This window comes from Pelagimonas sp. (assembly GCF_050633425.1).
GTDB lineage: Bacteria > Pseudomonadota > Alphaproteobacteria > Rhodobacterales > Rhodobacteraceae > Pelagimonas.
In genome coordinates this window covers 24,012-46,197 of sequence record NZ_JBOEGM010000022.1, presented here as the reverse complement: position 1 = coordinate 46,197, position 22,186 = coordinate 24,012, and the positions used below count along the sequence as shown (strand labels likewise).

At 55.8% G+C, this 22,186-nt stretch carries 22 protein-coding genes; 14 read left to right on the top strand and 8 right to left on the bottom strand.

Features of this window, described 5'->3' with window-relative positions; all coding sequences use genetic code 11:
• The first annotated feature begins 103 nt into the window (after positions 1-103).
• The 3 genes from paaZ to ACRBB0_RS18755 are packed head-to-tail and all read left to right on the top strand — an operon-like array spanning position 104 to position 3,327.
• Entirely contained in the window at positions 104-2,116 is a 2,013-nt protein-coding gene (paaZ, locus tag ACRBB0_RS18765; RefSeq protein WP_431375995.1) for a phenylacetic acid degradation bifunctional protein PaaZ, read from the top strand.
• A 40-nt stretch (positions 2,117-2,156) separates the two neighbouring features.
• Positions 2,157-2,945 (top strand): PaaX family transcriptional regulator C-terminal domain-containing protein, encoded by a 789-nt coding sequence (locus tag ACRBB0_RS18760; protein WP_431375994.1) that lies wholly within the window; start codon positions 2,157-2,159, stop codon positions 2,943-2,945.
• 40 nt (positions 2,946-2,985) lie between these two features.
• A complete protein-coding gene (locus ACRBB0_RS18755) occupies positions 2,986-3,327 on the top strand; it encodes a DUF2794 domain-containing protein (protein ID WP_431375993.1) in 342 nt (113 codons plus the stop codon).
• 12 nt (positions 3,328-3,339) lie between these two features.
• On the opposite strand, the gene speB is transcribed toward ACRBB0_RS18755, so the two are convergent.
• The 4 genes from speB to ACRBB0_RS18735 all read right to left on the bottom strand — a co-directional run bounded on the left by speB (position 3,340) and on the right by ACRBB0_RS18735 (position 7,104).
• Entirely contained in the window at positions 3,340-4,293 is a 954-nt protein-coding gene (gene speB / locus ACRBB0_RS18750) for an agmatinase (protein ID WP_431375992.1), read from the bottom strand.
• A gap of 105 nt (positions 4,294-4,398) precedes the next feature.
• Positions 4,399-5,253 carry an NlpC/P60 family protein gene (locus ACRBB0_RS18745; protein WP_431375991.1) on the bottom strand — a complete coding sequence of 285 codons (855 nt, stop codon included), beginning with the start codon at positions 5,251-5,253 and terminating at the stop codon, positions 4,399-4,401.
• Positions 5,253-6,638: a leucyl aminopeptidase family protein gene (locus ACRBB0_RS18740; protein ID WP_431375990.1), complete on the bottom strand. Its 1,386-nt coding sequence runs from the start codon at positions 6,636-6,638 to the stop codon at positions 5,253-5,255. Before ACRBB0_RS18740 ends, ACRBB0_RS18745 begins: the two co-directional genes overlap by 1 nt.
• Before the next feature lie 85 nt (positions 6,639-6,723).
• Positions 6,724-7,104 (bottom strand): hypothetical protein, encoded by a 381-nt coding sequence (locus tag ACRBB0_RS18735; protein ID WP_431375989.1) that lies wholly within the window; start codon positions 7,102-7,104, stop codon positions 6,724-6,726.
• A gap of 158 nt (positions 7,105-7,262) precedes the next feature.
• Here ACRBB0_RS18735 and ACRBB0_RS18730 point away from each other — a divergent pair, with 158 nt between their 5' ends.
• The gene (locus ACRBB0_RS18730) at positions 7,263-7,910 is read left to right on the top strand and encodes a carbonic anhydrase (protein ID WP_431375988.1); all 648 of its coding nucleotides are present in this window, start codon (positions 7,263-7,265) and stop codon (positions 7,908-7,910) included.
• Positions 7,911-8,237: 327 nt separating this feature from the next.
• Positions 8,238-8,768 carry a hypothetical protein gene (locus ACRBB0_RS18725; RefSeq protein WP_431375987.1) on the top strand — a complete coding sequence of 177 codons (531 nt, stop codon included), beginning with the start codon at positions 8,238-8,240 and terminating at the stop codon, positions 8,766-8,768.
• An 11-nt stretch (positions 8,769-8,779) separates the two neighbouring features.
• Here ACRBB0_RS18725 and ACRBB0_RS18720 read toward each other — a convergent pair whose 3' ends face one another.
• A complete protein-coding gene (locus ACRBB0_RS18720) occupies positions 8,780-9,094 on the bottom strand; it encodes a hypothetical protein (protein WP_431375986.1) in 315 nt (104 codons plus the stop codon).
• A gap of 65 nt (positions 9,095-9,159) precedes the next feature.
• On the opposite strand from ACRBB0_RS18720, the gene ACRBB0_RS18715 reads away from it, so the two are divergent.
• Positions 9,160-9,687 (top strand): hypothetical protein, encoded by a 528-nt coding sequence (locus tag ACRBB0_RS18715; protein WP_431375985.1) that lies wholly within the window; start codon positions 9,160-9,162, stop codon positions 9,685-9,687.
• Between the two features lie 595 nt (positions 9,688-10,282).
• Here the strand turns inward: ACRBB0_RS18715 and ACRBB0_RS18710 are convergent.
• Positions 10,283-11,305, bottom strand: coding sequence for an aspartate-semialdehyde dehydrogenase (locus tag ACRBB0_RS18710; RefSeq protein ID WP_431375984.1), 1,023 nt, complete (start codon positions 11,303-11,305; stop codon positions 10,283-10,285).
• A gap of 335 nt (positions 11,306-11,640) precedes the next feature.
• On the opposite strand from ACRBB0_RS18710, the gene ACRBB0_RS18705 reads away from it, so the two are divergent.
• Positions 11,641-13,515 carry a polysaccharide biosynthesis protein gene (locus ACRBB0_RS18705; protein WP_431375983.1) on the top strand — a complete coding sequence of 625 codons (1,875 nt, stop codon included), beginning with the start codon at positions 11,641-11,643 and terminating at the stop codon, positions 13,513-13,515.
• 34 nt (positions 13,516-13,549) lie between these two features.
• Here ACRBB0_RS18705 and ACRBB0_RS18700 read toward each other — a convergent pair whose 3' ends face one another.
• A complete protein-coding gene (locus ACRBB0_RS18700; RefSeq protein WP_431375982.1) occupies positions 13,550-14,392 on the bottom strand; it encodes a TIGR00730 family Rossman fold protein in 843 nt (280 codons plus the stop codon).
• 435 nt (positions 14,393-14,827) lie between these two features.
• On the opposite strand from ACRBB0_RS18700, the gene dapD reads away from it, so the two are divergent.
• From dapD to ACRBB0_RS18685, 3 genes are read left to right on the top strand one after another with little or no spacing between them, the layout of a single operon-like run.
• Entirely contained in the window at positions 14,828-15,655 is an 828-nt protein-coding gene (gene dapD / locus ACRBB0_RS18695) for a 2,3,4,5-tetrahydropyridine-2,6-dicarboxylate N-succinyltransferase (RefSeq protein WP_431375981.1), read from the top strand.
• Positions 15,655-16,026: a hypothetical protein gene (locus ACRBB0_RS18690; RefSeq protein ID WP_431375980.1), complete on the top strand. Its 372-nt coding sequence runs from the start codon at positions 15,655-15,657 to the stop codon at positions 16,024-16,026. The genes dapD and ACRBB0_RS18690 overlap by 1 nt, the downstream gene beginning before the upstream one ends.
• Positions 16,023-16,370 (top strand): hypothetical protein, encoded by a 348-nt coding sequence (locus ACRBB0_RS18685; RefSeq protein WP_431375979.1) that lies wholly within the window; start codon positions 16,023-16,025, stop codon positions 16,368-16,370. The genes ACRBB0_RS18690 and ACRBB0_RS18685 overlap by 4 nt, the downstream gene beginning before the upstream one ends.
• On the opposite strand, the gene ACRBB0_RS18680 is transcribed toward ACRBB0_RS18685, so the two are convergent.
• Positions 16,367-17,440: a Hint domain-containing protein gene (locus tag ACRBB0_RS18680; protein ID WP_431375978.1), complete on the bottom strand. Its 1,074-nt coding sequence runs from the start codon at positions 17,438-17,440 to the stop codon at positions 16,367-16,369. The two genes, ACRBB0_RS18685 and ACRBB0_RS18680, sit on opposite strands and share 4 nt — an antisense overlap.
• Positions 17,441-17,661: 221 nt before the next feature.
• On the opposite strand from ACRBB0_RS18680, the gene dapE reads away from it, so the two are divergent.
• The 4 genes from dapE to rnr all read left to right on the top strand — a co-directional run bounded on the left by dapE (position 17,662) and on the right by rnr (position 22,176).
• Positions 17,662-18,807, top strand: coding sequence for a succinyl-diaminopimelate desuccinylase (gene dapE, locus ACRBB0_RS18675; RefSeq protein ID WP_431375977.1), 1,146 nt, complete (start codon positions 17,662-17,664; stop codon positions 18,805-18,807).
• Positions 18,804-19,229, top strand: a complete 426-nt coding sequence (locus ACRBB0_RS18670) for a GNAT family N-acetyltransferase (RefSeq protein ID WP_431375976.1) — start codon at positions 18,804-18,806, stop codon at positions 19,227-19,229. The genes dapE and ACRBB0_RS18670 overlap by 4 nt, the downstream gene beginning before the upstream one ends.
• The gene (locus ACRBB0_RS18665) at positions 19,229-19,804 is read left to right on the top strand and encodes a TIGR04282 family arsenosugar biosynthesis glycosyltransferase (RefSeq protein WP_431375975.1); all 576 of its coding nucleotides are present in this window, start codon (positions 19,229-19,231) and stop codon (positions 19,802-19,804) included. The genes ACRBB0_RS18670 and ACRBB0_RS18665 overlap by 1 nt, the downstream gene beginning before the upstream one ends.
• 83 nt (positions 19,805-19,887) lie before the next feature.
• Positions 19,888-22,176 carry a ribonuclease R gene (gene rnr, locus ACRBB0_RS18660; RefSeq protein ID WP_431375974.1) on the top strand — a complete coding sequence of 763 codons (2,289 nt, stop codon included), beginning with the start codon at positions 19,888-19,890 and terminating at the stop codon, positions 22,174-22,176.
• Positions 22,177-22,186: the final 10 nt, after the last annotated feature.

Here is a 22,186-nt window from a genome sequence, read left to right as displayed (position 1 = left end):
ACAAAGCCGACCGTCCGGTCAAGTATGTTGATTTTTGATTTGTTCTGCTCCATGGTGCGCGCCAACGCGGGCCGATACGGCCCTAAACCCCGGAGGACACACCATGCTGGAACCAAATAGCTTTGCCTATGGGCGCTGGATCACCCCCGGATCAGGTGCCAAAAACATCATCAGCCCAGTCACTGGTGCAGCAATCGCCCGCGCCGGTGGCAGCGAGCTGGATTTCGGTAAGATGATTGCCCACGCCACACAGGTTGGTGGACCGGCACTGCGCGCCATGACATTTCACCAACGCGCCAAAATGCTCAAGGCGCTGACGGTTTATCTCGATGGCCGCAAAGAAGACCTATATGCGATCAACCCGCTTACTGGCGCAACGCGCAAGGATGGTGGGATCGACATTGATGGCGGCATCATCACGATGATGGTTATCGCCTCCAAGGGGCGGCGCGAGATGCCGGATGGGCATGTTTATCTTGATGGCGACATTGAACAAATTAGCCGCAAGGGGACGTTTCAAGCCCAACATATTGCCACGCCCTTGCAAGGGGTTGCGGTACACATCAACGCCTTCAACTTCCCGGTTTGGGGCATGCTTGAGAAACTGGCTCCGACGCTTTTGGCCGGGGTTCCCGCCATCGTCAAACCCGCGACACAAACCTGTTTTCTAACAGAAGCCTGCGTGCGTTTGATCATCGAGTCCGGCATTTTGCCCGATGGGGCATTGCAACTGATTGTTGGCGGTACAGGTGAACTTTTGGATCGACTTGGCGCGCAGGATGTCGTCGCCTTTACCGGTTCTGCTGACACGGCTTTCAAGCTGCGGTCCAATCCGAAGATCATGCGCAACTCGACCCGGTTCACGGCTGAGCAAGACAGCCTAAATGCGTCGATCCTGGGCCCCGACGCTGTGCCCGGCACCCCGGAATTTGAGCTGTTTATCAAACAGGCAACTGCGGAAATGACCACCAAAGCCGGTCAAAAATGTACCGCTATTCGGCGCATGATTGTCCCTGAAGAGCAGATGGATGCGGTCTCTGAGGCCCTGACAGAACGGCTTAAGAAAACCACCATTGGTGATCCGGCCGGGGATGTTCGGATGGGGGCCTTGGTATCGGGTGGTCAAAAGGCCGATGTGCTGGAAAAGGCGGCGATGATCGGGACCGAGGCAGATCAAATCCTTGATCAATCAGCGTTTGATTTGCCACAAGGGCCCGGCTTCATTGCCCCCATGCTGTTTCGCTGCGCCGATCCAGATGCCGCGCAAAATATCCATGCCATTGAGGCGTTTGGCCCAGTTTCGACCCTGCTTCCCTATCGAGACACAGCCCACGCGGCGGCTCTCGCCAATCGCGGTCAAGGCTCGCTTGTCGCATCGTTGATCACGCACGATCCCGCCGTTGCACGCGAAGTCACATTGTCCAGCGCCGCGTGGCATGGTCGCCTTTATATTAGCGATCGCGATAGCATGGGTGAAGGCACCGGCCACGGCTCCCCCCTCCCCCATCTGGTCCATGGTGGGCCAGGCCGGGCTGGTGGCGGTGAAGAATTGGGCGGGGTGCGGGGTGTTTTGCATTACATGCAGCGCACAGCGATCCAGGGCAGCCCCGACATTTTGACGGCGATCACAGGCCAGTGGGTGCCCGGTGCCGCAGAAAAGCAAGCGCCTGCACATCCGTTCCAACGTACGTTCCACGAAATTGGGATCGGCGAAACCATTGTCACCGACCCTCGCGATGTCACTTTGGACGATATCGAGCATTTTGCGCATTTCACTGGCGACACGTTTTATGCCCATATGGACGACGATGCCGCCAAGGCGAACCCGTTTTTTCCCGGCCGCGTTGCCCATGGCTATCTGTTGCTGAGTTTTGCCGCAGGCCTGTTTGTGCAACCCGATCCCGGTCCGGTTTTGGCCAATACCGGTCTCAATAATTTGAGTTTCCAAAAACCCGTCAGTCCGGGGGATCGTGTGAATGTGCGCCTGACTGCCAAGCGCAAAACGCCGCGCACTGACGCCTACGGCGAGGTCGCGTGGAACGTGACCCTCTACAATCAGGACGCCGAGCAAGTCGCGCAATATGAGCTGCTGACCATGGTGTCTTACACACGATAGTCGGCTTGCGCTCCGGCAATCAGGCTTTAGAGTCAGGGGCATGGATCCACTTGCGCCCCTGATTTCGTCCCTGTCGGCGGATGGTCGACCCCGTGTTTGGTCGCTGGTCATCACTGTCTTTGGTGACAGCGTGCAACATCGTGGTGGCCGGGTCGCAGCGGTTCGGCTCAATCGGCTGTTGGGGCGCATTGGCGTTGAATCTGGCGCGTTGCGGACGGCCTTGTCGCGCCTGTCGCGGGATGGTTGGGTCGAGGGTCGCAAAGCCGGGCGCACCAGCAGCTATGCACTGACCCCCTCAGGCAGCGCGCAATTTGGGCCCGCAACAGCCCAGATTTACGCGCCCCCCCGCCAATCCGCCGTATCAGAATGGAGCTTTGGTAGCCAAGAAAGCCCCGGTGCCATTCGGCTATCGGGCGGTTGGTTGCGGCCCGGTCCCGCCAATGGCTCAGGGTTTGGCATAACCGGCAAGCTGTCAGGGCCTAGCGCCCCCGAGGTTTGGAAGGCCCTGACCTCAGAACACGTGTCGGCCTTGCACAGATTGGCCGATGATCTGCGTGCGTTATCTGGGCTAGAGCTTGGCCCGCTAGACGCAGCGGCAGCACGAACACTGCTCATACACCGCTGGCGCAGGTTGGTTTTGCGCTACCCCAACGTCCCAGCCGAGCTATTCCCACCAGAGTTCACACCCCAGAATTTGCACCAATCGGTTGCCCAAAACTATACCCGCTTATGCCCCATGGCAGAGCAATGGCTTGACCACTCCGAAGGCGACATGCCGGCAATGCCCCAAGCCACAGCAGATTTGGCAAAACGGTTTATCTGCGCGTAATTCACTTGATCCTAAGAGAAAACGGCGCAACCTTAGAGTTATGAACAGTCTAACTCCTTTTCCCGGCGGCCCGAAATCACACGAGGTCGTCGCGTTTCAACGCCTCGAACTTGGGGTGATCATGTCACTTTACGGCCGGATGGTCGCGGCGGGTGAATGGCGCGACTATGGCATTTCAAACCTGCGTGACGTTTCAGTATTCGCCGTGTTTCAACGCACTGCGGAAAACCCGCTGTACCGGATCGAAAAACGCCCCAAGCTTCGCAACAAGCAAGGGGAATACGCCGTTTTCGGCCAAGATGGGCAGGTTTTGAAACGTGGTCACGATCTGCGCACGGTGCTACGCGTGTTGGAACGCAAACTGATCCGCGCGGTCAAATGATCATCCACGGGCTCAGCGCGACAACATCGCGCAGAGCAGCTCGAACATGATCGACACACCCAAAAAGGCGGTGCCCCCGGATTCGTCAAAGGGCGGAGAGACCTCGACCATATCGGCCCCGACAATGTTCAGGCCATAAAGCTCGCGACAGACTTGCAACGCCTGATAGCTGTTGGGCCCGCCGACTTCGGGGGTTCCCGTTCCTGGGGCAAATGTCGGGTCAACAAAATCAATATCATAGCTGACATAGGTTTGATTTTGCCCGACAATATCGCGTGCTTCGGCCATCACGTCGGGAATACCGCGTGCAAAAAACTCTTCAATCGGAATGATGCGAATTCCGTTGGCAGCAGCAAAATCGCGATCTTCGCGATCATACATCGTGCCCCGTATCCCAATCTGAACCACACGTTTGGGATCAAGCAGCCCCTCTTCCACCGCGCGTCGAAACGGGGTGCCATGCGTGTACATCGTCCCACCAAAATACGAATGAAACAGGTCGGTATGGCTATCAAAGTGCACCATCCCAAGCGGAGCATCCTTGGCCAAAGCCCGCAGGATTGGCAGCGACGTCAGGTGATCCCCGCCAGCCGTCAAAGGGCGAATGTTTTGCACCTTCAGTTGGTCATAGAACGCCGTGATCCGCGCCATACTATCCTGAATATCCGCCGGATTTGGGCCCACATCGCCCAGATCAGCACAATTGACCGTTTCAAACGGGCGCAAACCTGACACGGGATGCTCGGCCCGGATCATGGTTGAGGCATCACGTAATTGCCTCGGGCCATGGCGAGGGCCGGGGCGGTTCGTCGTGCCGCTATCCCAAGGCACACCGACAATCCCGATCTCGACATCCGCAAAACGTGGGTGATCTGGCGCGGTGTGAGGCAAACGCATAAAGGTTGGCACCCCAGCAAAACGCGGCAGATCAAAGCCTGAAATGGGATGGAAAAACGGATCGGACATGATGATTTCCTTATGCTGAGTTGGGGGTGCAGAGTTGGGGCGCTGCCCCGCCACCAAAGGCGTCACTCCGGTGTCGCTCGGGCCAGAAGAAACTGGGAAACGGCTTTAGGTCAAGCGTGCGTGTCGTGTGACCGGCCCGTCGCCTTGAGATTGAATACGCGCGATGGCATCCTGGATCGGTTCATAGGCCACTGCCATATTGTACGCATTCGCATGGATCAGCCTGGCACTGTCCACAGCCATTGCAACATGCCCTTTCCAAAAGAACAAATCACCGCGCTTGACCTCACTGCCGGGAACAAGCGTTTCGCCAAGGTCAGCTTCTTGCATATCGCTATCACCGGGGCAGGGAATACCGCAGGCAAGCAGCGCCGTTTGCACGAGACCAGAACAGTCTATCCCAAAGGCAGAGTTCCCCCCCCAGAGATACGGCGTGCCAATAAACTTCTCGGCGACTGCAACAGGATCGTGTTCACGGGTTCCAATCGGTGAAAGATGTCCCGCAGGTACAAAGGCATCCTTCGGGGCCAACCCCCTGCTACAGTCGATTTTTGCCCACCCATCCGTTTCATCAAGAACCGTGACCGCCGCCCCAAAGGGCAAATGCTCAACTTTGCCCATGGTTTTGAGGCCCGGCGTCGTTTTGCTATAGCTCCGCACGGCGGTCACTTTGTGGGTCAGCGCTGTCTTGGGCGCACCGATAAAATCGGTAGCGGCCAGCCAACCGACATAGCCGTCTTTTTCGGAATATCCGAAGACTTTTTCACCAACGCGGTCCAAAACCACGAACACTTCGCCGCGCAACAATTGACGCTCGCGCGAACCATTTTCGGCCATCAAGTCGGAAACCACAGCCTGAATCCGGTGCGGCTCACCTTCGGAAAAGGTGTCGGCCGTCACCTGCCCGTGCAGCGACATATGCGCAACACGACCGTTGCTGGCGGTTAGACGACGATCCATCACAGCCCCAATGCCGTTGGAAGGGCCGCGAAAATCGCGCGGCTTCCTTGCCCCAAACCACCCTTGCTCCGGCCCGGCGCGGGCTTGGGTTGCCAGCCGTAAATGTCAAAATGAGCGTATCTTGGGGCTTGATCGACAAACCGACGCAGGAATAAGGCCGCGGTGATGCTCCCTGCAAATCCACCGGCAGGTGCATTGTCGAGATCGGCAATGCCTGGCTCAATCATCGCCTCATAGGGGTCCCAAAACGGCATGCGCCAAAGCGGATCAGCCATCGTCGCACCCTGAGCCGACAAGGTGGCGGACAGCGTATCATCGTCACAATAGAACGGGGCCAAATCCGGGCCAACAGCCACACGTGCGGCCCCTGTGAGGGTCGCCATCGACACGATCAAGTCCGGTGTTTCCTCGTCCGCCAGTGCCAAAGCATCAGCCAAAACAAGGCGCCCTTCGGCATCGGTGTTGTTGATTTCGACCGTCAGCCCCTTGCGCGATGTCAGAATGTCGCCGGGTCGGAAACTGTTGCCGGCAACAGCGTTTTCGACCGCCGGGATCAAGACGCGCAACTGAATCGGCAAACTGGCCTGCATAATCATATGAGCAAGGCCAAGCACGTTTGCTGCGCCCCCCATATCCTTTTTCATCAGCCCCATAGAGGCACCGGGCTTCAAATTAAGACCCCCGGTATCAAAACAAACCCCCTTGCCCACCAAGGTCAATCGCGGGCCGGACGTGCCCCAATGCATGTCGATCAGACGCGGTTCTTGGTCCGCAGCGCGTCCAACCGCGTGGATCATTGGCAGATTTTTAGACAATAAATCATCGCCAACAGTCACGTCGATCTTGGCTTGGAACTCGGCGGCCAAATCGCGGGCGGCAGCTTCTAGTGCCTCGGGGCCCATATCGGCAGCGGTTGTATTGATCAGATCGCGGGTCAGGGCTTCGGCCTTGGCCAAGGCTTCGATTTGTGCCGAATCAATGCCCTCTGGGGCAATAAGATCGCGCGGTTTTGCCGATTGTGTGCGATACTTTTCAAACCGATAGCTCTCGAGCAACCAGCCTAGCGTTTCGGTTTGCAGTTCATCCTCAGGGACGCCGTCTTGCAAACGATAGGCCCCCGGAGCCAATTTTGACACAGCACCGGCCAATACAAATCGGCTCCGCTTGCGCGAAGCTTCGGTGCCATATCCGGCAACGGCGGCCACCGGCAAACCGTCGGGACCGGGCAGCATGATCGCGGACCCAATCGCGGCCGAAAATCCACTGGCCCGGATCCATGCCTGAATCGGGTCTGTCTGTTCAGACAGCCAGTTTTCCAAGTTGTCAGAAGAGACGACAAAAAGCGGTAAAGCCGTTGTGTCAGCGGCAGCGAAAGTAAGTGGCATAGGGCGTCCCTTGATCAAAGCACGCCCCAGCCTAACTTTCCTAGGGCCAACCGCAAGGGGTCAGCCCAATAGAGTGGCCAAGTCCTTACCCGAGCAGGTCATTATGATCCCACATTGCCGTCAAGGACCGCTCTCCGATCCGTGCAAGCCGGGCCAACGTCGCCGCCTCAGCAACCACATCGCCCAGCTCAAGGCAATTGATCACATCGCGTGCCACATCGGACAACCCGACCATACCGATCTGATCGGCAATAGCGCTCAGCGCCCTTAGGCCCTTGTGCAAATCCTCACGCGGACCATGCACGGCCATTTCCTGTAAGGCACACAATCTTTGTGCCAGCTCTTCCATCGCGCGACAAATGACGTCTTCGGCCGCATGTGGCCCCAAATCGGCGCAAAGCGTTTCGATTTGATCAGCATCCATGCTCGGCCGTTCCACCGGCGCGAGGTACATTACCTCTTTCACATCTCACCCCATTCTTGTTGCCCCCACGGCTTGGACAATCTGACAGAACGGGGTTCTCAAAAGGTTATACGCAAAAGTCTATTTCTGCGTCTTTTCTCTCGAATTTCCCGCGAATCCTCTTTAGTTACGGCGGAACACTTTCTTTAGCGGAGGTTCGGATGGAACATGTACACCTTTTGCCAGAGTATCTGGTTCAGCGTTACAAGGGCTGGAAGGCCACCAAGTATGAAGAGAACAGCGCTTGGTATCGACGCCTTGCCACCGAAGGCCAGCGCCCTCGGGCCATGGTGATCAGCTGCTGTGATTCCCGTGTGCATGTGACCTCGATTTTTGGAGCAGATCAGGGCGAATTCTTTATCCACCGCAACATCGCCAACCTTGTCCCCCCTTATGAGCCAGATGGAAGCCAGCACGGGACCTCGGCAGCGGTTGAATATGCTGTCACGGCTCTAAAAGTCGCGCATGTCATTGTTTTAGGACATTCACAATGCGGTGGCGTTCAGGGCTGTTTGGACATGTGTAGCGGTCGGGCACCTGAGCTCGAAGAGACCACGTCATTTGTTGGTCGCTGGATGGACATTCTACGCCCCGGTTATGAACAGATCAAAGACGTGTCCGCTGAAGATCAAGCACGCGCCTTGGAGAAGGAATCTGTGATCGTCTCCCTCAGAAATCTGATGACATTTCCATTTGTGCAATCCGCTGTCGAAAGCAAACAATTGTCACTACATGGGCTATGGACCGACATTGGCGAAGGTGGCCTAGAAGGATTTGACCCGAAAACGGGGAAATTCATCACCCTATAATTGAAACCTGCGAATCAGTTGGCCATTGCACGTCATTGGCCTACGATTTTTGCCTCTACAGACCAATTTTTCTAGGTTCGACCGGCGTTAGATCAAATTGTGAAAAAGGTTAACACCTTTCCAAATCGATTTAGCTCGGCAAATTTGCATTCTTTTCTGGTGACTTGGATAGAGCGGCGTTCAAGGCGAACGCCCTTTGCAATCTACTTCACTCCACGTCACCTAAGAAAACGTAACAACAAAACAACCCAACGATGTTAAAGTACTTTCTCCTTCCCGCACCGGCGGAAAATTGCGCGTATTTTTGTTGCAGAGAGAGTGAGTTCTATGAAACTGGAAAGGGTATATCAAACTGGCCAACCAAATGCGGTGGGCAGCTCAACATCCAAATCGCATATGGCTTTGTGCCTGCGGATGACGGAAGTGACACTTTTGGCATTGAAAGCTTTGGAGGCTGAAAACACGTCTGCCGAGGTCGCAGAGCTCGTTGACCATATCGAAACTTGGCGTCACGATGTTTGTGAAGATCAACATGCCCCAGATGGATCGGGGCAATTGCGTGACGCGAACGATCTGTACGCGCCCTTGTCGCCAACGCAGCCGCAGCCATCCGAATATCCGTGCCGTAACGACGAAATTTCGAACCAGGTTCTTGTTTTAAAATCTCTTTTTGACCACACTATCGGATCATCAAGAGCGTCAGTCGCATTCGAAGCGGCATCGGAAATGGTTGAATACGCAGGCTATGCTCTCGCGCAAGACCACGGAAGCCGCCACGTCATACCAACGTTTTTATTGGCTCAGTCGCTCATGGAGCGGGCAAGGTCTTTTGCGCCGGACGGTGAAAACCGCAAATAGCGCAGATCGACCTATTGGGCTCCGGGATGCTCTGAAAGAGTTGGGCGTCCGATACGATTGGTAATGTCAGCCAATGGGACACCAAGTCCGCGGCCCGTGCAAATTGCTGTGCCTTGCTCGTTTAATATTACCAAACGGCCTTCGCGGATGGTCAACCCATACCCCTTATCCGTCAAACGGGATGACATTTCATCCCAATCCGAAGCCGTTTCAAGTATTGGCCCCAAAAACAAACGCAACAACGCTTGAGTTTCACAATCAATTGGCCCCGGCAAACCATTGGTCGCCTGAGCCCAGCTTTTTGGTGTGTCTTTTTGATAAGTCATGCTGAATGCTCCTTGCCTACCTTCTCAGACTGGCAAGAGAGTTTGGCAAAAATAGGGCTGGCCAGATGGCAAGTCACATCATCAATAACGCGATGTTAACTTCCACACGGCACGATCAGGATATGGAAGAGCGTTCAATCACCCTCTCGCTGCCACAACAGGTATGGGATGCTCTGCTGCATCGGGATCTCCCTTTGGAGCAAGCCATCGCCCAAACTTTGCAAGCGCATCACTCCTGTGAACCGCAGGGGATTGATCCTGTTTCAATATCTGACCTTAAGGAAAAGCTCGCGACACATTTCGAAGATGCCAGAACCTGGCCAGAACTCCAGGGGCGGTTGAAACTCTTGGGGTTCACACTTCGTGACGCACATGGCGAAATTTACCTTTTTGAAACGGCGACTCGCCAACGCGTATGCGGCCTGTCCCGATTGGGTCAGACCGAGCTCGGCTTGTCGGCCAAATTTGGCCGCCCGTTTCCACGTGCAATTCAACGCTGGCAACATGATGCGATGTTAGATGGGGCCGCCAAAGGCAACGTTGGAGTTTTAACTCGCGAACAGGCCTTTCGATCTGCAACGCGTGGTGGCTGAGAAAAGCAAAGGTCTTTGGGGGCGGTGACTGCGCGGCCCAACCAGCGAACATAGTGCCCGAAGCCTACGAATACGGGCTGTATGCGTCAAATTTTTCATCTTGTTGCATTCCTTTTCTGCCTCTGCCGGGCCAGCCCCGACCAATGATCTCACGTCATCTGCAGAAAAAGCTACGCCCGCTTCTGGGCGAAAAAGAGACTTTGAATTGAATTTTTGTGGGTTTTGGTCGGTTCGCCAAACACTGAAGGTCAGTCGAGAGGGGCTGGTGACTAGAACGACTGCGGCCCAATTCGGAGAGAGTGGAGAGAGTGGGCCGCAGTCGTTGTAACTACATCAGAGCATCCAAAACCGCCTGACGCGTAAAACCGCTTGTTTCCGCTTTCGCGGTGGGTGACGCAACCCGTTGAGAGAGACCTAGGTCACGTTTGCGCCACATAATCCGTAAAACTGTTATAACCTACGCCTTGATTTTGTCACAGTGTCTCGGAGCATATAAACAGATCCCTTTGGGACAGTCCGCCCTATCCGTTGGAATAGGTCACAAAAAAGGCCGGTAGAATGCATCCACCGGCCCCGAGCTGAAAACGTTCTGTTATCAGCCTTTTTTCAAGGCTTTCTGCCCCAAAACTTCTGCGATCTGGACTGCATTCAATGCGGCCCCTTTGCGCAGGTTGTCCGAAACGCACCACAAATTCAAACCGTTATCAATGGTGCTGTCCTGACGCACCCGGCTGATAAATGTGGCAAAATCGCCGACGCACTCTTTGGGTGTAACATAACCGCCATCTTCACGCTTATCGATGACCATAATGCCAGGCGCTTCGCGCAGAATGTCGCGCGCTTCGTCTTCGTCCAAAAACTCTTCGAATTCGATATTGATCGATTCCGAATGCCCAACAAAGACAGGCACCCGCACGCAAGTTGCGGTGACTTTGATCGACGTATCGATGATCTTCTTGGTTTCGGCGACCATTTTCCATTCTTCTTTGGTCGAGCCGTCTTCCATGAAAACGTCGATATGAGGAATGACGTTAAAGGCGATCTCTTTGGGGTAAACCTTGGCTGGGACTTCGTTTACGGGGTTGTAAACGGCCTTGGTCTGTTCCCAAAGTTCTTCCATCGCTTCCTTGCCCGAGCCGGACACAGATTGGTATGTCGACACAATAACACGTTTGATCTTGGCCCGATCATGAAGCGGCTTGAGCGCCACGACCATCTGCGCCGTCGAACAGTTGGGATTCGCGATGATGTTTTTCTTGGTATAGCCCATAACGGCGTCCGCATTGCACTCAGGTACAATCAACGGCACGTCGGGATCATAGCGATAAAGCGAGCTGTTATCGATCACGACACAGCCCTGAGACGCCGCGATGGGCGCAAATTCTTTGGTGGCTTCTGAGCCCACAGCAAACAAAGCTATGTCCCATCCGGTAAAGTCAAACGTGGCCAGGTCCTTGGTTTTCAACGTCGTCTCGCCAAATGTCACCTCTGTCCCCAGCGACCGGCGCGATGCCAGTACTGCGATTTCGTCGACGGGGAATTCCCGTTCGGCGAGGATGTTCAGCATTTCGCGGCCCACATTGCCTGTGGCACCAACGACGACGACCCTATAGCCCATTTGGCCCTCCTTAAGGTACATTTGCGCGCCGGGAGGAGCCCCGTGCGGCTGGCGCTCAATATCTCAGCATAGCTTTGTGTGAAAGGCCTGATTGTGCCGAAATTCTGACGCCACGAGCACAAGCAGCAAAAGTGCCACTAAATTCAGCAGAAATGTCGCGACATATCGCCTATTTTCGCGCCTATCAATATTGGCTCCTTGCCCTCTAACCGTTCCTTAACTTATTCAGGGCTTAACCTAGCGCAGAGACACCCACTGGTTGCATTACACCGTCGTTTTAGGGTAACCTGCAGATAAAAATAACAATACCGGGCTAAGCCCTAAGGACAGAGACGATGTTTTTTGAGCTCGTGACCAGCATGTCGCGCCAGCAGAAATCGCTGGTTTTCGCCGTGGTCGACGCTTTGGTCATCCCAATCGCATTGCTCACTGCCTATATTTTAACAGCTCCCATCACTCTGGCCGCCGCAACCACGGCACAATTTGCCCCGGTCGTTCTTGGCTTGGTCCTGTTGGGGTCGGCCGCGGGATGGCGCCTTGGTTTGCCACAGACCAAACTAAACGCCTATGAAATGCGCGGCATCATCCGCACCGTTCCGTTGGCTGTTACACTCGGTGTCGCTTGTTTTGGGATGGGCAAGATTTTTGGCCTCCCGGTCCCCGCTGCTGTTTGCGTGGTGTTTAGCCTTCTCGTTCTGGTTTTTTCAGCATCATGGCGGATTGTACTCCGACAGATCACGCTTGAAATCTATCGCCGCGGCTCCGATCGCATGCGGATTCTCGTATATGGTGCCGGCAAAACCGGGCAACAATTGGTTGCCGCGTTGCGTCAAGACAACTCCATCAACCCCATTGCCTTTATCGACGACAATCCGACGCTTCAAAGCAGCGTGATTGCAGGCCTGCGTGTACATGCCCCGTCACATATAGCCGAGCTTACCGAAAAGAACCCTGTTGATCGCATCGTCCTAGCGATGCCTTCCCTGAATCAACCCGCTTTGGCCCGTATCGCACATGGGTTGCGCCACCTTGGCAGCGAAGTGCATGCCTTGCCTTCGTTTGCGTCGCTTGTCGGCGATGGCGCGCTCAAGAAAAGCGTTACTGCGGTGTCCATGGACGATCTGCTTGGCCGGAACCGGCTTGAAAATGAGCTCCCCAGTGTCAGCGAAGCCTATAGTAACCGTCGCATTCTTGTGACCGGTGCCGGAGGATCTATCGGGTCTGAACTGTGCCGTCAGCTGATCGCCTGTAAACCCGCCTGTGTTGTGTTGCTCGATCACTCAGAGTTAGCCCTCTACAACATCGACAAAGAACTTCGGGAACTCAGCGACGGTTTAAAGGTCGTTCCAATTTTGGGATCGGTTCAAAACGCCGGTCTGCTGAGCGAAGTCTTGAGCGAACACGGCATAGAAGTTGTGCTCCATGCGGCGGCCTACAAACATCTGCCCTTGGTCGAATGCAATCCCATCGCAGGTTTGACAAACAACGTTCTTGGCACAAAAATCATCGCCGATGCAGCGCGTGAAGCAGGTGTTGACCGGTTTATTCTGGTGTCTTCTGACAAGGCTGTTCGGCCGACCAATGTCATGGGTGCCTCAAAACGTCTTGCTGAACTGGTGATCCAAGATCTGGCCACCCGCAACGATGGCACACAGTTTTCAATGGTGCGGTTTGGGAATGTTCTGGGGTCCAGTGGCTCTGTGATTCCGCTGTTTGAAGAACAGATCGCACGCGGCGGCCCCGTTACCCTAACCGATCCTGCGGTCACCCGCTATTTCATGACCATCTCTGAAGCAGCACGACTGGTCTTGTTGGCCGGGTCGTTTGCGCGCGGCGGTGACGTTTTTGTGTTGGACATGGGCAAGCCGGTTCCGATCCGCAAACTGGCCCGTCAGATGATCGAAGCCGCTGGGTATTCCGTTCGGTCTGACGAAAACCCTCAGGGCGATATCGAAATTGCGATCACCGGGCTTCGCAAAGGCGAGAAACTCCACGAAGAGTTGCTCATTTCTCCTGACATGCTCACGACACCGCATCCGAAAATTCTGCGTGCGCAGGAGACGTTGTTGTCAGAATTTGAAATTGCCACGGCGCTTCGCGAATTGCGCAGCGCGATTGAGAACCGTGACGAAGACGCCGCCCGCAAAGTCATCGCGCGTTGGGTCGAACGCCGGTTGGAAACAGAGCAGGTCCAAGACGGATCGGCTTGAACCTGCTTTCAAAGTTTAGCGCCCCAGAAAAACTTTAGCGCCCAGGAATATCGCTTCTTGCGGGGGCTGGCTCCCAATTTTCAATGATCTCAGCAGCCTCTTCTCCTGTTTCAACAAACCGAAACAGATCAAGGTCTTCTGGGCTGATGGTTCCGGCATCTTTCAATGCGTCCCAGTTGACAATCTTTTCCCAAAACTCACGGCCAAACAGCAAAATCGGCACACGTTGCATCCGCCCAGTTTGAATGAGCGTGAGCGATTCAAACAGCTCATCAAGCGTACCGAACCCGCCCGGGAACACGCAAACCGCCCGTGCGCGCATCAAAAAGTGCATTTTTCGGATCGCAAAATAGTGGAAATTGAACGCAAGTTTTGGCGTGACATAGGGATTGGGGGCCTGCTCATGGGGCAATACAATGTTGAGGCCGATTGAAACTCCGCCTTCCTCTTCAGCGCCCCGGTTCCCAGCTTCCATCACACCGGGACCACCGCCGGTCACAACCACGAAATCACGGTTCCCGGTTGCGATTGCCTTGCGTGTCATCAGCCGGGCAAAACTACGAGCTTCCTCATAAAACCGCGAAAGATCCGCCAAGGTTTTTGTCCGGGCCTTGTCTTTGTCAGCAGGTGCCGGAATCCGAGCGCCTCCAAACAAAACAATCGTTGATTCAATGCCCTGCTCATCCAACAACAGTTCCGGTTTGAGCAGTTCAAGTTGAAGCCGCACCGGGCGCAGCTCATCTCGGCACAAAAAACCTTCGTCGGCAAATGCCAAACTATACGAGGGCGACCGCGTCTGCGCGGTATCTGGGATATGCTCTGCTGTATCTAAATCGGTATGGGCGTCGCGAAACCTGCTGCGGCGATCGTCTTTCATGAACAACTCCTTAAACTCAGACCTTAAGGAGTAGCCTGTTGGTTTCCGTTACACCAGTAAATGAAATGCGACCGGCCCAGACAAACATAAGCCTTTCCCACATTTCCCCTGCAGTCGCCGATAGTTTTTGATCGGAGCGTGGCTACCTGTCCAACCGTGCAGAGACCGATACACCACGGGATCAATGTCTTTCAGATGCCAAGGCATCGAAGGTTCTCGATGCTGGCCGATACCTAGCTTGTGCGCAAGCCCGACTGGTCCCCCGAGCGGGCCAAAAGGGTGGCGGTCCGGCAACATCGCCCTCTTGGGAAGGTGTGGCGGGTACTGAATCTCGGAATAAAACCCGATCTCAGCTTTTAATCTTCTCTGCTGGGGTGACGCGGGGCCGCGCTTTGGCTATCAACCTTCGGAATCTAAGAGACCGGAGCTTTCCCCATGTCCAATGCCCAGCTTGAAACAGCCATCGAAGCCGCGTGGGACGCGCGCGACACCATCACACCGGCCACAACCGGCGAAACCCGCGAGGCTATTGAAGATACGCTGAATGCGCTCGATAGCGGTAAGCTACGCGTCGCTGAAAAGCAGGCCGATGGCAGTTGGCACGTAAACCAGTGGGCCAAAAAAGCGGTTCTGCTGGGCTTCCGGATCAAGGACATGGAACAGCAAGACGGTGGCCCACAAGGCTCTGGCTGGTGGGACAAGGTCGACAGCAAATTCAAAGGCTGGGGCGACAACCAGTGGAAAGCTGCTGGCTTCCGCGCCGTTCCCAACGCCATCGTTCGCAAATCCGCCTATATCGCACCCGGTGTTGTGCTGATGCCCTCTTTTGTGAACCTCGGCGCGCATGTTGACGAAGGCACCATGGTTGACACATGGGCAACCGTCGGCAGCTGTGCCCAAATTGGTAAAAACGTCCACCTCTCGGGCGGCGTTGGCATCGGCGGCGTGCTCGAGCCAATGCAGGCTGGCCCGACCATCATCGAAGACAACTGCTTCATCGGTGCCCGCTCTGAAGTTGTCGAAGGCTGCATCGTGCGCGAAGGGTCAGTTTTGGGGATGGGTGTGTTTATCGGCCAGTCCACCAAGATCGTTGATCGCGAAACCGGCGAAGTGATGTATGGCGAAGTGCCGCCCTATTCGGTGGTTGTTGCAGGCTCCATGCCATCAAAAAACGGTATCAATCTCTATTGTGCTGTTATCGTGAAACGTGTTGACGAACGGACCCGTTCCAAGACCGGCATCAACGAACTGTTGCGCGACTGATGTTGGCGCGCAGTCTATCATTCTGCGTGACTGTGGGGCTTGCCATTGGGCTGGCCCCCGCCGCCTCTGCTGGCCCTTACGATGGTTTATACTATCCTGAAGGCCAAGCCGAGAACTGGGATTGCCAGCGCGTTGGTGCCGATGGCGGTGCGATTTCGGTGCAAGACAACAGCTTTGAAGGCGTTGAGAACCGCTGCACTCTGACCGAGCCAGTGGCCGTGCGCGGGATGAATGCCACGCTTTATGACGCAAAGTGCAATGGCGAAGGCATGACCTATGAACACCGGATGATGCTTTTGTCGAGCCCTCCAGGCTTGACCATTATCCGCGATGGCTATGCCTCTTATTTTGAACGGTGCCCTGAGCAATGACCACAGAAAAAAAGACCGCCAAAAAGCGCAAACACAAGGTTTTCACCCTGCTGGTTGAAATCGGTCGCAAGGACGGTGACGGGTTGCCCAAGGACAGCACGGGCGCGGCGCTGATGTGCTATGCCTCCGGGGTGGACGAGGCCGAGGCCGTTCGTGAAACGGTTGCGATCCTGAAACAGGCCGATACGGCGCCACTGGATGTGACCGGCTATGGCACGCTCGAAGAGCGGCGCGAGCAAGGACATGACATTCCTGACGAAGAGATCGAGTTGATGGATCGGGCTTTGGCCGAAAACGCGGTCATTGTCGCGCAGGTGTCGCCCTTTTTTGACAAAGACGACTAGGCGGCGCGCGCTTCTGCCAGGGTGATGGCTTCAAATGGCCCCAAAACCTTGAGGCCGCACCGAGCATGTTCCGGCATCAAATTGCGCGGCACATCTGCAAGTAAGGTTTGGCTCAGCTGCTTGGCCTGCCGCCGCAATCGACCGACATAAAGGCTTTCCATTTCCGCACCTGAGGCGATCAATGGCTCGTGCCCCGGCAAAAGCAATTGGTGATATTCCACCATTTGCAGCCCTTCTTCGTAGACGGCGGTGAAACCGTTCACGAGGCTAAGCGCCGGCACCAAAACCGCCTCGCGGCCAAAAATATATTCGACTTCAGAGCCGCCAATCACCAAACGCTGATGTGGTGCCACAACCAAATCGCGGGTCAACCCGAGGTAGGGGGCACACAAGCGAACCGGCTGAAAAGACCCTAACGCCGGAACGACACGCGATACACGGTGCAGCACGGGCACAAGGCCACTTTGATAGGTGTGGACCGTGTCACCGCACCGCAATTCCGATACTGGGCGGTATCCGGTGGATGTCATCACTGGCACCTGTGCCGCCAGCGATGGCATTGGCCCCACGGCTTCGATTTCGTCTGACACAGCGAAAAAGATCACATCTGGATCCAACTCAACCAATTGAGGTCGCCGCGCCAACGTAAAGATGTCTTCGACCAAAAGCGGTGGCGGCGCTGGGGTGGTCTCAACGATCACAGTATCGCTTTCGGGGCGTTCTACGGAAATCTGACCAAAGCGCGCCTCGCTGTCCCAGCTAAATGTCACCCGAATAACATCGGTGCGCGCGTCCTGTTGATTTTGCAAAACCGTATGGAACACTTCATCGCCTTGGGTCATGACAAGGACGATCCCTCCGCCTGGAACCGCGCGAAATGAAATGGCACCGATCCACGGATGGGCGCGTTCATAGGACAAAAGCGTTTGTGGCCGCCCCTCGGGAGACAACCGCGTTTCGATCATAATCGACCCACGTGCCATCAACCTGTCGCGCTGCTCTATTCCCCCCCCGAAAACCCGGGGGCAGACCCAGGATTTCCCCTGGCCTGACAACGCAATCCAACTCATCTGCTGTACTCCTGCTCGGAGGCATTGCTTCGTGTCTTTGCAAAAATGCAACGCCTGCCAAACGGTAAACGGATCGCGCATCAAAGTCCAGATTGACCAAGCGCAATCGGTTTTGGCCGAAATAGGGCCTTTTCCCTAAAACATGCCGATGTATTTACGCAACATTTGCGCATCCGCGTGGTCTGCGCTAGCCAGTTCCCCACAGATCAAGGAGACCGCCCATGACCCGCACCGATCCCGCCGAATTGACCGCCAAGTTGGTGCAATGCGCCTCTGTGACGCCTGTCGAGGGCGGGGCGCTCACCTTGCTTCAAGAGCTGCTGACGGATGCCGGGTTTTCGTGTTGGCGCGTTGACCGTAATGGCACGCCGAACCTATATGCGCGCTGGGGCGACAAGGCACACCCACAGAGCTTCGGTTTCAACGGTCACACAGACGTTGTTCCGATTGGCGAGGAATCCGATTGGACCAAGGCCCCGTTTGGTGCCGAAATCGTTGACGGTTTTATGTATGGGCGCGGCACAACAGATATGAAATCAGGCGTCGCAGCCTTTGCCGCCGCCGCAATTGACTTTGTGCGTGACACCCCCCCCGATGGTGCCATCATTTTGGCGATCACCGGCGACGAAGAAGGCGACGCCACCGATGGCACCACGGCGCTGCTTGACTGGATGGACGCCGAAAAGGAGGCCATGAGCGTGTGTCTTGTCGGCGAACCGACTTGCCCCGATCACATGGGTCAGATGATGAAAATCGGGCGCCGCGGGTCTTTGTCCGCTTGGTTTGACGTGGAAGGAAAACAGGGGCACTCCGCTTATCCTCACCGCGCGCTCAACCCACTGCCTGCGATGGTGCGTTTGATGGATCGTCTGGCAAGTCACGAGCTTGACCAAGGCACGAGCCATTTTGATGCCTCAACCTTGGCTGTTGTCACACTAGATACCGGCAACCCGGCGACAAACGTCATCCCGGCCAAGACCTCGGCCTGTGTGAACATCCGCTTCAATGACGACCATACCGGAGCATCGCTCAGCCAATGGCTTCGGGACCAAGCCGCCACAGTGGATGTCGAATTTGGAACAAAGACCAGCGTCAAAATCAAAATCTCGGGCGAAAGCTTTCTCACACCTCCCGGCCCGCTGTCCGATTTGATCGCCAAGGCGGTTGAGGCGGAAACCGGCAACACGCCTGAACTCTCAACGACCGGAGGCACATCGGACGCTCGGTTTGTCAAAAGCCATTGCCCGGTGGTTGAATTTGGGTTGGTTGGCAAGACGATGCATGCTGTCGACGAACGGGTTGAGGTTGCGCAAATCCATCAGCTCAAGTCGATCTACACCCGTATTTTGGCGGATTATTTCGCATGATGGTTCGCGTGGCGGAGGATGCGGATAAAGACATCTGCTTTGACCTGCGCCGAACGGTTTTTATCGACGAACAAAACGTTCCCGAAGAGTTGGAGCTTGATGAATTCGATGACACGGCACTGCACCTGATTGGAGAGGTCGACGGAACGCCTATGGGAACGGCCCGCGTGGTATTCGGTGACGACTACGCCAAAGTCGGCCGCGTGTGTGTGTTGGCATCCGCACGCGGAACGGGGCTTGGCAAGGCGTTGATGCGCGCGGCCATTGATCAGGCCCAACACCGCGCTGGAATTGGCAAGGTGATCCTGCAAGCGCAAGTCCCTGCGTTGGGGTTTTATGAAGCTCTCGGATTTGTGGCTCATGGCGGCATTGTCATGGACGCAGGCATTGAGCATCGCGATATGGAATTGGCATTGCTCTGATGCGTACGGTCATTGTCATGGTCAAGGAACCCCGCCCTGGTCGGGTGAAGACACGGCTCGGGCGTGACATTGGATTGACACGATCCGCGTGGTGGTTTCGCCACCAATCCGCCGCCTTGCTGCGCCGTATCCAAGACCCGCGCTGGCAGGTGGTTTTGGCGGTTGCCCCGGACCGCGACGGGCTGCAAAGCCGGGTTTGGCCCGCGCATCTGCCCCGCTGGCCGCAAGGGCGCGGCAACTTGGGAGACAGGATGGCGCGGATGTTGTCTTATGCCCCGAGCGGCCCGGCCTGTGTGATCGGAGCCGACATTCCTGGTATTGATCGGCCGAATATATGGAAAGCCTTCGAGGCGCTTGGCAATCATGATGCGGTTTTTGGGCCGGCTGAAGATGGCGGCTATTGGTTGGTTGGCCTGCACAATGGTGGTCATGTCCCACACCGGCTTTTTGACAATGTCCGTTGGTCGTCTGAACACACACTGAGCGATAGTATTGCAAGCCTTGCTGGCGCGCGTGTCGCTTTGGTTGAGACCTTGCGCGATGTGGACACCGTCGATGATCTCTCGAAGTTATAGCCCAAATGCGGAATTATCCGCCTATAGAAGACGACAGGCCGAATAGGCCATGACGCTGTTTGCTCCGCGTGTTACGGGGGGACATGACCAAGCTGCCTACAAAACCCGAGATCCTTGATTGGATCAGCGAAAACCCGACCCTGACCTCTAAGCGCGACATCTCCAAAGCCTTTGGGATCAAAGGGGCCGCCCGCATTGATCTCAAGCGCCTATTGAGAGAGTTGGAGGCAGAAGGTCATTTGCAAAAGCGCAAAAAGACCTATCAAGACCCCGACCGCCTGCCGCCAGTAAGTGTGTTGCAGGTGCTGGCCCCGAACAATGACGGCGATCTGTTTGCCCGGCCTTTGGAATGGCATGGCGAAGGTGTGGAGCCGGTGGTTTTGTTTATTCCACGCCCCTCGGACCCGGCGCTTGGCGAAGGTGACCGTATTCTGGCACGCCTTCAGGTCGTGCATAGCGAAGACCACAACTACGAAGCGCGGCTGATCCGCCGCATCGGCACCAGCCCAAGCAAAGTTGTTGGTATCTTTCGCAAAGGGGCTGAAGGCGGCCGCATCATGCCTATCGAAAAAGGCAGCGACAAAGAATGGCTGGTCGCCAATGATGCAACTGGCGGTGCCAAAGATGGCGAATTGGTCGAGGCTGAACAGGCCGGACCCAAGGGACGGATGGGACTGCCAAAGGCACGTATCACCCTGCGTTTGGGCGACCCCACCGCGCCGCGTGCTGTGTCTTTGATCGCGATCCATCAACATGGCATTCCCGATGATTTCCCCGAAGAGGTTCTCATCGAAGCCGATTCCATGAAACCCGCTGGTCTCGCCGGGCGCACTGATTTGCGCGATATGCCCTTGGTCACGATTGACCCGTCAGATGCACGCGACCACGACGATGCCGTTTTTGCGGAGGCCGACGACGACCCCAAGAATGCCGGTGGCCATATCGTTTGGGTGGCGATTGCAGATGTGTCACATTATGTGCGCCCCGGTTCTGCTTTGGATCGAGAAGCCCGAAAACGCGGCAATTCCAGCTACTTCCCAGACCGGGTTGTTCCAATGTTGCCTGACCGCCTCTCGGGGGATCTGTGCAGTTTGCATGAAGGCGTACCGCGCGCCTGTGTGGCTGTGCGCATGGTCTTGGATGCCGAGGGCAACAAGCTGTCACATCACTTCTTGCGCGGGCTTATGCGCTCTCCTGCCTCGCTGAACTATCAGGAAGTGCAGGCCGCTATGGATGGCGCGCCCAATGAGCGGACCGAACAGTTGATCGTCCCGGTGATCCGCCCGCTTTATGCCGCCTATTCTGCGCTTCGATCTGCACGGGAACGTCGCCAGCCGCTTGAGCTTGATCTGCCAGAGCGCAAAATTGTTTTGGGGGATGATGGCAAAGTCACATCAGTCGATTTCACCGAACGGCTTGACGCGCATAAAATGATCGAAGAGTTCATGGTGCTCGCGAATGTCGCGGCTGCCGAAACCTTGATTGCCAAGGATACGCCGCTGTTGTTCCGGGTGCACGAAGAGCCACCGGTTGATAAGCTCGATAGCCTGCGTGAAACGGCCCAAAGCGCCGGGTTGGTCCTGGCCAAAGGTCAGGTTCTCAAAACGCAACATCTGAACAAATTGCTGCGCGATGCGGCGGGAACAGAAGACGCGGAACTGATAAACTTATCAACTTTGCGGTCAATGACCCAAGCCTATTACAGCCCCAAGAACTTTGGGCATTTTGGCCTCGCGCTGATGAACTACGCGCATTTCACATCGCCCATTCGCCGCTATTCTGACCTGATCGTTCACCGCGCCCTGATTACGTCACATGGCTGGGGCGATGACGGTCTATCGCCAATTGATCTTGAAACGCTTGAGGCCACATCCCAGCATATCTCTGACACAGAACGCCGCTCAATGATGGCTGAGCGTGATACCACCGATCGCTATCTGGCTGCCTTTTTGAGCGACCGGATGGGGGCTGAGTTTACCGGCCGTATTTCCGGGATCGCCAAATTTGGAGTGTTTGTGAAACTGGATGAAACCGGGGCCGATGGGCTTGTCCCGATCTCAACCCTCGGCAACGAATATTTCGATTTTGACCGCGATGCTGGTACCTTGATGGGCTCTAATTCTGGGCGGATTATCGCCTTGGGTATGCGCGCCAAGGTCAAGCTGATCGAAGCGGCCCCTGTCACTGGCGGCATTGCCTTTGAAATGCTTGAGCTTGACGGCGATGAGATGGAGCGCGGCACCGGTGGCCGCATGGGCCGCGGGTATGGCCGGGGTCGACGCAAGACCGGGGCATCACCGCGCCGCAAAGCCACCAAATCAAAGATCAAAAGCTCAAAAACCAAACGCAAAGTGACGCGCAAACGTAAATAACCAAACTTTT